The following is a 12,339-nucleotide window of genomic DNA, read 5'->3' on the forward strand; positions in this document are numbered from 1 at the left end:
CCGCGCATCCGCGACCAGCCGCTGCACCAGGGCGGCGGCGGCGCCCGAGCCGCGCATCGCGTTGGGCGCATAGGTGTGGTCGGCGACGATGATGCCAGGGCCGCCAGCATGCCAGGTCAGCTCGGCCTCGCCCTCGATTCCGGGCAGGGTGACCACATAGCGGCCGGAACTGCCGTAATCCTCATGCGCGACATGGATGGTCGGTTGCACCATGGTTTCCTCCGTCGGTTCGACACCATAACGCAGGGCAAACGCGATCCGGTCCATCCCGGACCGTCGCGACGTTGCGGCGGGCGCATAGCGGTCATTGCGGCTGCGGGCTGGGCGGGCCGATCCGGTCCGGAGGCGGCTTGGGATCCAGCGTCAAGGCCCGGCGCAATTCGGGCGAGAACGGACCGGCGAGGTGTTCGAGCATGGCAATGTCGAGCTCGATGCCGCCCATGCCGTCCTTGATGGCGTGCAGCCCAGTCCGGTGCCAGCGCCCGCCAAGCCGCCGCTCGATCTCCAAGGCGTTGGAACCGCAGTCAAGCGGCAGGCGCAGATGCCGGTCGAGGCGCAGGTAAAGCGGCGCTGCGGGATCGCTGCCCTTGCGGGGCCGGCCGCCGACCAGGCGCAGCCCGCGATTGGCCCGTGGTCGCGCATGCAACGGGATCTCGCCCAGCCCGATGGCCAGTTCGACGAGCATGCGGCGCGAGATATAGCCGAGGATCGGATCGGCGGTCCCGGCATCGGCTGCCGGGTCAGGGTTTCCGGTCTGCAAGCTGGCGATCCGGGTCGCGCTGACCAGAATCGCCGCCTGCGCGGCCAAGGCGCGGGCCTCGGCATTCTCGCACGGCGGCGGGCCGGTTGCGATCAGGCCCTCGCCGCCGCCGACGGTGGGGGCCAGCCCGGTCCGGATCATCTCGCACATCACTTCTTCGAGCCGGCTGAGCCTTTCGATCGCCTCGCCCATGGCGGCGCGAACCTCGTCCAACCCGACGGCATCCGTGGACGCGCGGCGCAGTCGGGTGACTTCGCTCATGTCGGGGGCGCCTTTCCCCGTCTTTCCAGCCGCCTTCGTCATTCCGCCCTATTATGCCAGCTCGACATCGCGTTGCCGGCGATCCTATGCCCGCGGGCGGCGAATGGCCATATGCGCCATGACGAGCCCCGAGCATCCGCCAGAACCGGGTCAGGCGCGCTCGGAATACTCGAAAAGCTCGGTATTGACGACGATATCCTCGTCCGCGCCCACAAAGGGCGGGATCATGATGCGCAACCCGTTGTCGAGGATCGCCGGCTTGAAGCTTTTCGCCGCGGTCTGGCCGTTCAGCACCGGCTCGGTTTCGGCCACGCGGCAGACCACCTTCTGGGGGATGCGCACCGACAGCGCCTCGTCGCCGTAATACTCGACCGCCGCGACCATGCCGTCTTGCAGGAAGGGCCGCCGCTCGCCCAGAAGATCGGCGTCAAGCTCGGTCTGCTCGAAGGTCTCGCTGTCCATGAACACCAGCTTGCCGTCGGATTCGTACAGGAATTGCTGGTCCTTGGTCTCGAGCTGGACCTGCTCGACCTTGTCCTCGGAGCGGAAGCGTTCGTTCAGCTTGCGCCCGTCGCGCAGGTTCTTCAGCTCGACCTGGGCAAAGGCGCCGCCCTTGCCGGGCTTGACGTGATTCACCTTGACCGCCGCCCACAGCCCGCCGTCGTGATCCAGCACGAAGCCGGGCTTGATTTCATTGCCATTGATCCTGGCCATTCGGGATTACCTTGAAAATGTTTAGGAATTTGCGGTGGCCCGGGGGTTGAACCGCGATCGCGCGCACCTATATCCATTGCCGCGCCTCAAGGCAACCGAAAGGCGTTTCACGCGTTGTCAAGGGTGCCTGCGAATTTCCGCATGTCGCAAGATCGTTGCTTTTGGTGGCTATTACGCCTATCTGCCGGGGCTTGCACGATATGCATGGCGGTCATGCGGCAGGAGGCATACCGAATCACGGCACGGATCGGCTAAGCCGGCCAATGCCGCCTATGAGGCAAAATGATGCAGCAACCTTGGCAAGGGTCAAGGTGCGGGGGCACCGCAAGAAAAACAGGACACAGATGATGCGCGATTTCGTGGATGGCTCGGCTTTCAATTTCGAACAGGGACAGCGGGCCCGCAAGCTTTTTGCGGCCGTTGTGCTGGCTGCGCTGGATGATGCGATCGCCGATGACAAAAAATACGGCAACGGGCCCGATCAGATTGCACGCTGGGCACGCTCGCGCGACGGGCGTGAGGTTCTGTCCTGCGCCGGCATCGACCCGAACGAGCGGGTGGTGAAGGGGCTGATGGAATTCGTGGCCAAGGGCGTGCGCACCTCGGTCGCGCTGTCGCGCGAGGAAAGCGAGCGCCGCCACGCCGCCGAGGAAGCCGACGCCGCATAAGCGCGTCTGCGCCCCCGGAACGCGATGGGCCGTCCTGCGGGGCGGCCTTTTTCGTTACTGAAACAGATACAGCGCCAGCGGCGCGATGATCGAGGTCAGCACCGCGTTCAGTCCCATGCCGATGCCGGCAAAGGCGCCGGCGGTCTCGTTCACCTGAAAGGCGCGGGCGGTGCCGATGCCATGCGCGGCCACGCCCAGCGAAAAGCCGCGCGCCCGCCAGTCGCGGATCCCCAGCGCGTTCAACAGCGGCGTGGCGATGATCGCGCCGAAGATCCCCGTGACCAGCACCAGGACGGCGGTGATCGTCGGCTCGCCGCCCAGGCCCTCGGCGATGCCGATGGCGACCGGCGCGGTGGTGGATTTCGGCGCCAGGCTTGCCAGCATCAGGTCCGAGAGCCCGAAGGCCTTGGCGATGGCCAGCGCCGAGACCACCGCCGTCACCGATCCCGCCAGCAGCGCTGCGACCAGCGGCAGCAAGGCCTTTCTGACCCGGCGCAGGTTGTCGTAAAGCGGCATTCCCAGCGCCACCGTGGCCGGGCCCAGCATGAAATGCACGAACTGCGCGCCCTCGAAATAGGTCTGGTAGCTGGTGCCGGTCAGCCCCAGCACGCAGGCCAGCAGGATCACCGCGCAGAGCACCGGATTGGCCCAGCTTTGCCGGTTCATGCGGCGAAAGAAGGTGTCGCCCAGCCAATAGGCGATCAGCGTCGCCGTCAGCCATAGCAGCGGCCCTTGCGTCAGGTAGCTCCAGATCAGCGCCGCGTCGGTCATTCCTCGGACCCGCCCGTCCAGCGCACCACGGCGCGGAACACCAGCGCCCCCGCCGCGATGGCCAGCGCGGTCGAGACGGTCAGCGCGACCGCCACGGCCAGCCCGTCGCTGCGGAACTGGCCCAGATGCGCCACCACGCCGACGCCCGCCGGCACGAAGAACAGCGACAGATGGCCCAGGATGCCGGTGACCACCGGGCGCAGCATCTCGGCCAGCGCCGGGCGCAGCGTGCAGGACAGCACCAGCAGCAGCAGGCCGAGCACCGGGCCCGGCAGCAGCAGGCCCAGGCTGCGGGTGGCAACCTCGCCGATGAGTTGGAAGACCAGGATGATGGCAAGCGCGGGAATCATGCCGGCCAGATTAGCAGGGTATTTCTTGTGGTGAACCCTTAAATCTTGTGGATAACCGCCGAACACCCGCCATATCTGGGGGATTGTGTTGACTTGAGGCCCGGGATCGCCAAGAATCCGGGGGATTTGAACGATCTTCGTGGACCCTTCGCCTTGCGTTTCGACCGCCTGCGCCTCAATGGTTTCAAGAGCTTCGTGGACCCGACCGACCTGGTCATCCACGAGGGCCTGACCGGCGTGGTCGGCCCGAACGGCTGCGGCAAGTCGAACCTGCTCGAGGCGCTGCGCTGGGTCATGGGCGAAAACCGGCCCACCGCCATGCGCGGCGAGGGGATGGAGGACGTGATCTTTGCCGGCACCGCCCGGCGCTCCGCCCGCGCCCATGCCGAGGTCACGCTGACCATCGACAACAAGGACCGTCTCGCCCCCGCCGGCCTGAACGACAGCGATACGCTCGACATCACCCGCCGCATCACCCGCGACGCCGGCAGCGCCTATCGCATCAACGGCAAGGAAGTGCGGGCGCGCGACGTGCAGATGCTGTTCGCGGATGCCTCGACCGGGGCGCATTCGCCGGCGCTGGTGCGGCAGGGGCAGATTTCCGAACTCATCAACGCCAAGCCCAAGGCACGCCGCCGGGTGCTGGAGGAGGCGGCGGGGATCTCGGGCCTCTACCAGCGCCGGCACGAGGCGGAGCTGAAGCTGAACGCGGCCGAGGCGAACCTGACGCGGGTCGATGACACGCTGGACCAGTTGTCCACGCAGGCCGCCAGCCTTGCGCGGCAGGCCCGCGCCGCGGCGCGCTATCGCGAGATCGGCGCCGCGCTGCGCCGGGCCGAGGGCGTGCTGCTTTATCGCCGCTGGGCCGAGGCCGATCAGGCCAAGGCAGGGGCGGCCGAGGCGCTGCGCGAGGCGATCCGCGCCGCCTCCGAGGCCGAGGCCCAGGCGCGCCGCGCCATCGCCGCCCGCGAGGAGGCCGAGCGGAGGTTGCCGCCCCTGCGCGAGGAAGAGCAGGTCGCCGCCGCCATCCTGTCCCGGGCCACCGTCGAGCGCGAGGCGCTGGACGAGGCCGAGGCCCGCGCCGCCCAGGCGATCCAGACGCTTCTGGCGCGGATCGCCCAGCTCGACCGCGACATCGAGCGCGAATCGGCGCTGAACCGCGATGCCGGCGAGGTGATCGCGCGGCTGGAATGGGAAAAGCGCGAGCTGGAAAAGGCCGGGCAGGGCCATGACGAGCGGCTGGAGGCCGCCGCCACCACCGCCGAGGAAGCCGCCGAGGCGCTGCGCGAGGTCGAAGCCAAGCTGGCCGAGCTGACCGACGAAGCCGCCCGCCTTGCCGCCCGCCACCAATCTGCCGAGCGGCTGGCCCATGACCTGCGTCAGATGCAGGAGCGCGCCACCCGTGCCGCCGCCGAGGCCGAGGCCGCCGCTGCCCGCGCCACCGATGCCGGCGCCGAGGCCGAGGCTGCCCGCGAAGCCGCCGAGGAAGCGCAGGAAGAAGCCCGCGAGCGCGTCGAGGCCGCCGAAGAATCGCTGGCTGAGGCCGAGGAAGCCCGCGCCGCGCTGGAGGCCGAGGAATCCGGCGCCCGTGCGGCAAGGGCCGAGGCCGAGGGCGAGGTTTCGGCGCTGAATGCCGAGATGGCGGCGCTGAAGCGGTTGGTGGAACGCGCGCAGGGTGGTGGCTCGATCCTCGATCTGGTGCGCGTGGCACGGGGCTACGAGACCGCCTTCGGCGCGGCGCTGGGCGACGATCTGGGTGTCGGTCTGGCCGAGGGTGGTTCGGGCTGGCACCGGTTGCCGGGCTACGGCGCGCCGCAGCCGCTGCCCGAGGGCGCCGAGCCGCTGGCGCCGCATGTGGACGGCCCCGAGGCGCTGGCGCGGCGGCTGTCGCAAATCGGGCTGGTCGCGGATGCGGAAATGGGCGCGGCGATGCAGGCCGCGCTTGCTCCCGGCCAGCGGCTGGTCACGCAGGCGGGCGACCTGTTCCGCTGGGACGGCATGCGGGTGATGGCGGGCGAGGCGGCCTCCTCGGCCGCGCTGCATTTGCAAAAGGTCAACCAGCTGGCCGAACTGACCGAACAGGCCGAGGCGGCGCAGGCCCGCGCCGGGGATGCGCAGGCCGCGCATCAGGCGCTGCGCGACCGCCACCTGGCCGCGACCGAGGCCGAGAAGCGCGCCCGCGACGCAAGGCGCGAGGCCGAGCGCGGGTTGTCGGATGCCGTGCGCGCCGTGACCCGCGCCGAATCCGAGCTTTCCATGGCGCAAAGCCGCGCCGAATCCGCCCGCGCCGAACTGGCCCGGCATCGCGAGGATGCGCTGGACGCCCGCGCCCGGCTGACTGAGGCCGAGCGGGCGCTGGCCGAACTGCCCGACCGCGGCGCGGCGGCGGCGGCGCTGGACCATGCCCGCACCGGGGTCGAGGCGGCGCGCATCGCCACCCTGACCCGGCGCGGCGCGCTGGACGAGCTGCGGCGCGAGGCGAATGCGCGGACCAGGCGCCTGCAAGAGATCGCCAAGGAAGAATCCGGCTGGCGGCTGCGGCTGGACCAGGCCGGAACCCGCGCCGCCGAACTCGCCGCCCGTCGCGACCAGGCCGCGGCCGATCTGGAGGAGGCCGAGGCGCAGCCCGAGATCCTGGCCGAGCGCCGCGAGGTGCTGACCGAGGCCGAGGCGCAGGCCGCCGCCCGGCTGGCCCGCGCCCGCGATGCGCTGTCCGCCGCCGATCAGGCGCAGCGCCTTGCCGCCGAGGCCGAGCGCGAGGCTGAGCGCGCTGCCTCGGACGCGCGCGAGAGTCGCGCCGCCCGCGAGGCCCGCGCCGAGGCCGCGACCGAGGCCGAATCCGCCGCCCGCCTGCGCATCCACGAAGAACTGGAGGCCACGCCCGAGGCGCTGCTGGAATTCCTGGGCGAGGTCGAGGAGATCGCCGCCGAGGCGCTGGAGGAGCAGATCGCCCGGCTGCGCCAGAGCCGCGACGCCCTGGGCGCGGTGAACCTGCGCGCCGACGAGGACAAGCGCGAGCTGGAGACCGAGCGCGACCGGCTGGCCACCGAGAAAGAGGATCTGACCGAGGCGATCCGCAAGCTGCGCCAGGGCATCGGCAGCCTGAACCGCGAGGGGCGCGAGCGGCTGCTGGCAGCCTTCGACACGGTGAACGCCAATTTCACCACCCTGTTCACGCATCTGTTCGGCGGCGGCGAGGCGCGGCTGGTGCTGGTCGAATCCGACGATCCGCTGGAGGCGGGGCTGGAGATCATGTGCCAGCCGCCGGGGAAAAAGCTCAGCACGCTCAGTCTCTTGTCCGGGGGAGAGCAGACGCTGACGGCGCTGGCGCTGATCTTTGCGGTCTTTTTGGCCAACCCGGCGCCGATCTGCGTGCTGGACGAGGTGGACGCGCCGCTGGACGATGCCAATGTCACCCGGTTCTGCGACCTGATGGACGAGATGACGCGGCGGACCGAGACGCGTTTCCTTGTGATCACGCACCACGCCGTCACCATGTCGCGCATGGACCGGCTGTTCGGCGTGACCATGGTGGAACAGGGCGTCAGCCAGCTGGTCAGCGTCGATCTGAAGCGCGCGGAAGCTCTGGTGGCCTGACGCGCAAAGCGGTAATCAGCGCGCGATTTCCGCAACGGAGAAGATGATGCGAACCCTGGTTCCCCTTGTCCTGGCGGCGCTGATCCAGGCGCCCGCCGCGCAGGCGCAGGTCATGGGCGATCCCGAGGTGATCCGCCTGATGATGATGGATTTCGGCCTGCCGGCCAAGCTGGTTACCGACGGCGCCGGCGATCCGCTGATCGAAAGCCGCATCGACGGCACCGGCTTTCAGGTCTATTTCTACCAATGCGAAACGACCTGCGCCGCGATCCAGTTCTCGGCCGGGTTCGACCTGGACGATTCGATGCCCGAGAGCATGGCGAACCGCTGGAACCGCGAGAAGCGTTTCGGCAAGGTGTGGCTGGACGAAACCGGCGATCCCTTCATCGAGATGGATATCGGGGTTGCAGGCGACGGCATCGGGCGCAAGAATTTCGACGACGCGCTGGACACCTGGCGCATCGTGCTGAGCGATTTCCGCGACTTCATCGACTGGTAGGAGGATAGCATGTCCATCGAGACGAAACTGGCAGAGCTGGGGATCACGCTGCCCGACGCGCCCGCGCCGGCGGCGAATTACGTGCCCTATGTGATCTCGGGCGACCTGCTGTTCGTTTCCGGCCAGATCAGCCCGGCCAAGGGCCGGCTGGGCGCCGATCTGGCGGTCGAGGAGGGCGCCGAGGCGGCGCGCGGCTGCGGCCTGGCGCTGCTGGCGCAGGCGCGGGCGGCGCTGGGGTCGCTGGACCGGGTGGTGCGGGTGGTCAAGCTGACCGGCTTCGTCAATTCCACGCCCGAGTTCACCGACCAGCCCGAGGTGATCAACGGTTGCTCGAACCTGATGGTCGAGGTGTTCGGCGACAAGGGCCGCCATGCCCGTGCCGCCGTTTCGGCGCCGGCGCTGCCGCGCGGCGTCGCGGTCGAGGTCGAGGCGATCTTCGAGTTCGCCTGATGGGCTTGCATTCCGATTTCCTGCGCCTGCCCATCGCCCATCGCGGGCTGCATGGGCCGGGCGTGCCGGAAAACAGCATGGCGGCGTTCCGCGCCGCCATCGCCGCCGGCTACGGCATCGAATGCGATATCCAGCGCGCCGCGGACGGCACGGCGCTGGTCTTTCACGACGACGACCTGCCGCGCCTGACCGGGGCCGAGGGGCTGGTCAGCGCCCTGGGCATCGACGCGCTGTCGCAACTGCGTATCCTGGGCACCGCCGAGCATATCCCCACGCTGGCCGAACTGCTGGCCGAGGTGGCGGGCCGGGTGCCGCTGCTGATCGAGATCAAGGACCAGAGCCTGCGCGCCTCGGCCGAGGTGGGCGAGTTGCAGGCCGAGGTGGCGCGGCGGCTTGCCGGCTATGACGGGCCGGTCGCGGTCATGTCCTTCAACCCGCATGCGGTCGCGGCCTTCCATGCCGCGGCGCCGGGGGTGACGGTCGGGCTGACCACCTGCGGCTATGAGGCCCGGGACTGGCCGATGCTGGACGACGCCACCCGCGCGCATCTGGCGGCGATCGCCGATTTCGACCGGGTGGGGGCCAGTTTCGTTTCGCATGACCGCAGGGACCTGGGCAATCCGGCGGTGGCGGCGCTGAAGGCGCAGAGCGTGCCGGTGCTGTGCTGGACCGTGCGCTCGGCCGATCAGGAGGCAGAGGCCCGCCGCGTGGCCGACAACATCACATTCGAGCATTACCTGCCCGCCAAGCCCTGACAATCGCCCCGCCCGCGCCTATGTTTCCCGCCATGAGCGAGCTTGCCGTTTCCGTCCTGCCTGCGATTTCCGGGATCGACGCCGCCCAATGGGACGGCTGCGGGGCGGGCGCCAATCCCTTCACCACGCATCGTTTCCTGTCGGCGCTGGAGGAATCCGGCTCGGTCGGCGAAGGCACCGGCTGGCACCCGAGTCATCTGGTCGCCCGGCTGGGGGGCGAGGTGGCGGGCGTCGCGCCCTGCTATGTCAAGACCCACAGCCAGGGCGAATATATCTTCGACCACGGCTGGGCGCAGGCCTATGAGCGGGCGGGCGGGCGCTATTACCCCAAGCTGCAATGCGCCGTGCCCTTCACGCCGGTCAGCGGGCCGCGGCTGATCGCGTCCAGCCCGGCGGTGCGGCGCGCGCTGTTGGCGGCCATGGTGCAATTCGCGCAGCAATCGGGCCTGTCGGGCGCGCATGTCACCTTCTGCACCGAGGCCGAAGCGCAACTGGGCGAGGCGGCCGGCTTCCTGCCCCGGGCCAGCGAGCAGTTCCACTGGCTGAACCAGGGCTATGCAAGCTACGATGATTTTCTGGCGCAGCTCTCCTCGCGCAAGCGCAAGGCGATCCGCAAGGAACGCGAGCGGGCGCAGGCCTTTGGCGGCAGCATCCGCAGCCTGATCGGGGACCAGATCCGGTCCGAGCATTGGGACGCCTTCTGGACCTTCTACCAGGATACCGGCGGGCGCAAATGGGGCCGGCCCTATCTGACGCGCGCCTTTTTCGACATCCTGCACCACACCATGCGCGACGACTGCCTGCTGGTCCTGGCCGAGCGCGACGGCCGCCCCATCGCCGGGGCGCTGAACCTGATCGGCAGGGACGCGCTTTACGGCCGCTATTGGGGCTGCATCGAGGACCACCCCTTCCTGCATTTCGAACTGTGCTATCACCAGGCCATCGACTGGGCCATCGCCCATGGCATCCCCCGCGTCGAGGCGGGGGCGCAGGGCGAACACAAGCTGGCCCGCGGCTACATGCCCAGCCAGACCCATTCGCTGCATTGGGTCGCGGATCGCGGCTTTCACCGCGCCATCGCCGATTACCTGCAACGCGAGCGCGAGGCCGTGGGCGAGGAAATGGCCATCCTGGCCGAGATGGGACCGTTCCGCCGCGGCGAGGTCAGGGGCGCTTGACCAGCCGGAACGCGGCCGAGGCGCCCCAGCCCGCCGCCACCGCGATCGTCAGCGACATGATGCCGTAGATGAAGGGCTGCTCCAGCGCCAGCCGATAGAGCCAGCGTTCCAGCCCGACCTTGCGCACCTCGATGGGCGCGCGGAAGGTGTCGATGACCTTGCCGTCGCGCAGCAGGAAGATGCGGGTGCTGTAGAAGCCCTCGACCAGGTTGGCGGGCAGGCGGACATCGGCGCGGAACAGCGTCTGCTCGGCCAGCCGCACCGCGCCGTCGTCCTGGCGGTAAAGCCCGCTGGCCTGACGCAGGCGCATCAGCGCCTCGGTATAGGGCACGGCATCCTCGACCTCCATCGGCCCGGCAAAGGCGCGCATCGCCAGCGGAATCGAGACACGGTAACGCTGGTCCTCTGCGGGGGTCAGGATCAGGTGCAGCGGCCGGGTCGTCGCCACGACATAGAAGCTGGGCGCCGAGCCGATGCTGACCCGGCTGGTATTGATCCAGATGCCGAGCCGGCGTTCCTTGTGGCGCACGGTCAGGGTCTGGGCCGGGCCCTCGACCGCGACGATCACGTCCAGCGGATGGCCCTGCGGAATGCGGGTCTCGCGCTTGATGGCGCCGTAGATGATGATCTCGGAGCCGTCGAAGCTGGTGGTGATGTCCACGTCGTCCCGCGACAGCCCGGCGACGATCTGCTCGGGCGGCGGGGCGGGGGGCGATTGCTGCGCAGCCAGCGGCAGGGCCAGCAGCATCAGGGCCAAGAGCGGGGCAAGCGCGCGTCTCATCGCAAGATCCCCGGCGTGATCGAATAAAGCTCGTCCGGGCGCAGGAACAGGTCCAGCGCCAGCTTGCCGCAGACGGCAAGCACCAGCAGCGCCAGCAGGATGCGCAGCTGCTCGGCCCGCAGCCGGGCACCCAGATGGGTGCCGATCTGCGCCCCGGTGACGCCGCCGACGATCAGCAGCACCGCCAGCATCACGTCCACCGTGTTCGACGAGACCGCATGCATCAGCGTCGTATAGGCCGACAGGAAGGTGATCTGGAACAGCGAGGTGCCGATGACCACCTTGGTCGGCATGCCGAGCAGATAGATCATCGCCGGCACCATGATGAAGCCGCCGCCCACCCCCATCAGCGCGCCCAGCACCCCCACGGCGGCGCCGACCAGCAGCACCGGGATCGCGCTGATATAGAGGCCCGAGGCGCGGAACTTCATCTTCAGCGGCCATTTGTGCACCCAGCCGTGCTGGTGGCGGCGCATCGGCTTGATCGGCCCGCTGCGGCGGGCGCGGTGCAGCGCGCGCAGGCTTTCCTGAAGCATCATCGCGCCGATCAGGCCCAGGAAGACGACATAGCAAAGCTGCACCACCAGATCGACCTGGCCCAGCCGCGACAGCATGTTGAACAGCAGCACCCCGGCCGAGGAACCGACGAGGCCGCCGGCCAGCAGGACCCAGCCCATGCGGAAATCCACGGTCTTGCGCTTGACATGCGCCAGCACGCCGGAAAAGGACGAGGCCACGACCTGATTGGCGCCGGTCGCCACCGCGATGGCCGGCGGAATGCCGATGAAGAACAGCAGGGGCGTGATCAGGAAACCGCCGCCCACCCCGAACAGGCCCGACATCAGCCCGACGATGCCGCCCAGACCGATCAGCACCAGCGCATTGACCGCCACCTCGGCGATGGGAAGATAGATCTGCATGTCCTGCCCGGCTTATTGCCTTGTGTCGATGCTGCCCCGGCAACAGCCCTGCGTCAAACGCTTCCGTGGCCCTTCCGGCGGGTTGTCGCAAGGCTGTGGCCCGGATAAAGCAGATGTGACGGGCAGATAACGGCAAGGGCGCGGGCGGCGCGGATAGCGGCCCGGCGCGGCGGCCGGACAGGGAAGACCATGCGCATTCTGATTACCAATGACGACGGCATCAACGCTCCGGGACTCGAGACGCTGGAGGCGATCGCGGCCGAGGTCGCCGGCCCCGGGGGCGAGGTCTGGACCGTTGCCCCGGCCTTCGAGCAATCGGGCGTCGCGCATTGCATCAGCTATGTCCATCCGACGCTGATCGCCGAACTCGGGCCGCGCCGTTTTGCCGCCGAGGGCACGCCGGCCGATTGCGTGCTGGCCGCCATCGCCGACGTGATGCGGGACAATCCGCCGGATCTGGTGCTGTCGGGCGTGAACCGCGGCAACAACTCGGGCGAGAACGTGATGTATTCCGGCACCGTGGGCGGCGCGATGGAGGCGGCGTTGCAGGGCCTGCCCGCCATCGCCCTGTCGCAATACATGGGCCAGCGCACCGCGGCGCTGGACGATCCGTTCCAGGCGGCGCGGGTGCATGG

General features: G+C 69.2%; 14 protein-coding genes. 7 read left to right on the forward strand and 7 right to left on the reverse strand.

All coding sequences use genetic code 11. The annotated features are described in order from the left end of the window. The 3 genes from AQY21_RS11515 to efp form a co-directional block, all read right to left on the reverse strand. Positions 1 to 213, reverse strand: a 213-nt coding sequence (locus AQY21_RS11515) for an N-acetyltransferase (protein WP_058097813.1), incomplete at its 3' end; no start/stop codon positions are given. A gap of 91 nt (positions 214 to 304) precedes the next feature. Beyond that, positions 305 to 1,021, reverse strand: a complete 717-nt coding sequence (locus AQY21_RS29025) for a hypothetical protein (RefSeq protein ID WP_058097804.1) — start codon at positions 1,019 to 1,021, stop codon at positions 305 to 307. A gap of 150 nt (positions 1,022 to 1,171) precedes the next feature. Further along, positions 1,172 to 1,735, reverse strand: a complete 564-nt coding sequence (gene efp, locus AQY21_RS11525; RefSeq protein ID WP_058097805.1) for an elongation factor P — start codon at positions 1,733 to 1,735, stop codon at positions 1,172 to 1,174. Positions 1,736 to 2,082: 347 nt separating this feature from the next. On the opposite strand from efp, the gene AQY21_RS11530 reads away from it, so the two are divergent. Then, entirely contained in the window at positions 2,083 to 2,403 is a 321-nt protein-coding gene (locus tag AQY21_RS11530) for a DUF6280 family protein (RefSeq protein ID WP_024842734.1), read from the forward strand. A 54-nt stretch (positions 2,404 to 2,457) separates the two neighbouring features. On the opposite strand, the gene AQY21_RS11535 is transcribed toward AQY21_RS11530, so the two are convergent. Both AQY21_RS11535 and AQY21_RS11540 read right to left on the reverse strand, forming a co-directional pair. Continuing rightward, positions 2,458 to 3,174 carry an LrgB family protein gene (locus AQY21_RS11535; protein WP_058097806.1) on the reverse strand — a complete coding sequence of 239 codons (717 nt, stop codon included), beginning with the start codon at positions 3,172 to 3,174 and terminating at the stop codon, positions 2,458 to 2,460. After that, positions 3,171 to 3,524 carry a CidA/LrgA family protein gene (locus AQY21_RS11540; protein WP_058097807.1) on the reverse strand — a complete coding sequence of 118 codons (354 nt, stop codon included), beginning with the start codon at positions 3,522 to 3,524 and terminating at the stop codon, positions 3,171 to 3,173. Before AQY21_RS11540 ends, AQY21_RS11535 begins: the two co-directional genes overlap by 4 nt. Positions 3,525 to 3,677: 153 nt before the next feature. Between AQY21_RS11540 and AQY21_RS11545 the strand changes: the two genes are divergently transcribed. Genes AQY21_RS11545 through AQY21_RS11565 form a run of 5 tightly spaced genes read left to right on the forward strand, consistent with a single transcriptional unit; the run spans position 3,678 to position 10,003 of the window. Next, a complete protein-coding gene (locus AQY21_RS11545; protein WP_058097814.1) occupies positions 3,678 to 7,121 on the forward strand; it encodes a chromosome segregation SMC family protein in 3,444 nt (1,147 codons plus the stop codon). 43 nt (positions 7,122 to 7,164) lie between these two features. After that, complete coding sequence (locus AQY21_RS11550) at positions 7,165 to 7,620, forward strand: YbjN domain-containing protein (protein WP_238986755.1); 456 nt, start codon at positions 7,165 to 7,167, stop codon at positions 7,618 to 7,620. A gap of 9 nt (positions 7,621 to 7,629) precedes the next feature. After that, complete coding sequence (locus AQY21_RS11555) at positions 7,630 to 8,070, forward strand: RidA family protein (RefSeq protein WP_058097809.1); 441 nt, start codon at positions 7,630 to 7,632, stop codon at positions 8,068 to 8,070. Further along, the gene (locus tag AQY21_RS11560; RefSeq protein WP_058097810.1) at positions 8,070 to 8,825 is read left to right on the forward strand and encodes a glycerophosphodiester phosphodiesterase family protein; all 756 of its coding nucleotides are present in this window, start codon (positions 8,070 to 8,072) and stop codon (positions 8,823 to 8,825) included. Before AQY21_RS11555 ends, AQY21_RS11560 begins: the two co-directional genes overlap by 1 nt. Positions 8,826 to 8,857: 32 nt before the next feature. Then, positions 8,858 to 10,003 carry a GNAT family N-acetyltransferase gene (locus AQY21_RS11565; RefSeq protein ID WP_058097815.1) on the forward strand — a complete coding sequence of 382 codons (1,146 nt, stop codon included), beginning with the start codon at positions 8,858 to 8,860 and terminating at the stop codon, positions 10,001 to 10,003. On the opposite strand, the gene AQY21_RS11570 is transcribed toward AQY21_RS11565, so the two are convergent. After that, on the reverse strand, positions 9,990 to 10,784 hold the full coding sequence (locus tag AQY21_RS11570; RefSeq protein ID WP_058097811.1) for a TIGR02186 family protein: 795 nt from the start codon (positions 10,782 to 10,784) through the stop codon (positions 9,990 to 9,992). The genes AQY21_RS11565 and AQY21_RS11570 overlap by 14 nt on opposite strands. Further along, entirely contained in the window at positions 10,781 to 11,704 is a 924-nt protein-coding gene (locus tag AQY21_RS11575) for a sulfite exporter TauE/SafE family protein (protein WP_058097812.1), read from the reverse strand. Before AQY21_RS11575 ends, AQY21_RS11570 begins: the two co-directional genes overlap by 4 nt. Positions 11,705 to 11,893: 189 nt before the next feature. Here AQY21_RS11575 and surE point away from each other — a divergent pair. Beyond that, positions 11,894 to 12,339, forward strand: a 446-nt coding sequence (surE, locus tag AQY21_RS11580) for a 5'/3'-nucleotidase SurE (protein ID WP_065169925.1), incomplete at its 3' end; no start/stop codon positions are given.

This window comes from Paracoccus sp. MKU1, assembly GCF_001447385.1.
Classification (GTDB): domain Bacteria; phylum Pseudomonadota; class Alphaproteobacteria; order Rhodobacterales; family Rhodobacteraceae; genus Paracoccus.

What these genes read in the sequence shown, in the direction of transcription:
- AQY21_RS29025 (WP_058097804.1), bottom strand. Translation starts at nt 1,021, where the DNA reads ATGAGCGAAGTCACCCGACTGCGCCGCGCGTCCACGGATGCCGTCGGG.
- efp (WP_058097805.1), bottom strand. Translation starts at nt 1,735, where the DNA reads ATGGCCAGGATCAATGGCAATGAAATCAAGCCCGGCTTCGTGCTGGAT.
- AQY21_RS11530 (WP_024842734.1), top strand. Translation starts at nt 2,083, where the DNA reads ATGCGCGATTTCGTGGATGGCTCGGCTTTCAATTTCGAACAGGGACAG.
- AQY21_RS11535 (WP_058097806.1), bottom strand. Translation starts at nt 3,174, where the DNA reads ATGACCGACGCGGCGCTGATCTGGAGCTACCTGACGCAAGGGCCGCTG.
- AQY21_RS11540 (WP_058097807.1), bottom strand. Translation starts at nt 3,524, where the DNA reads ATGATTCCCGCGCTTGCCATCATCCTGGTCTTCCAACTCATCGGCGAG.
- AQY21_RS11550 (WP_238986755.1), top strand. Translation starts at nt 7,165, where the DNA reads ATGATGCGAACCCTGGTTCCCCTTGTCCTGGCGGCGCTGATCCAGGCG.
- AQY21_RS11555 (WP_058097809.1), top strand. Translation starts at nt 7,630, where the DNA reads ATGTCCATCGAGACGAAACTGGCAGAGCTGGGGATCACGCTGCCCGAC.
- AQY21_RS11560 (WP_058097810.1), top strand. Translation starts at nt 8,070, where the DNA reads ATGGGCTTGCATTCCGATTTCCTGCGCCTGCCCATCGCCCATCGCGGG.
- AQY21_RS11565 (WP_058097815.1), top strand. Translation starts at nt 8,858, where the DNA reads ATGAGCGAGCTTGCCGTTTCCGTCCTGCCTGCGATTTCCGGGATCGAC.
- AQY21_RS11570 (WP_058097811.1), bottom strand. Translation starts at nt 10,784, where the DNA reads ATGAGACGCGCGCTTGCCCCGCTCTTGGCCCTGATGCTGCTGGCCCTG.
- AQY21_RS11575 (WP_058097812.1), bottom strand. Translation starts at nt 11,704, where the DNA reads ATGCAGATCTATCTTCCCATCGCCGAGGTGGCGGTCAATGCGCTGGTG.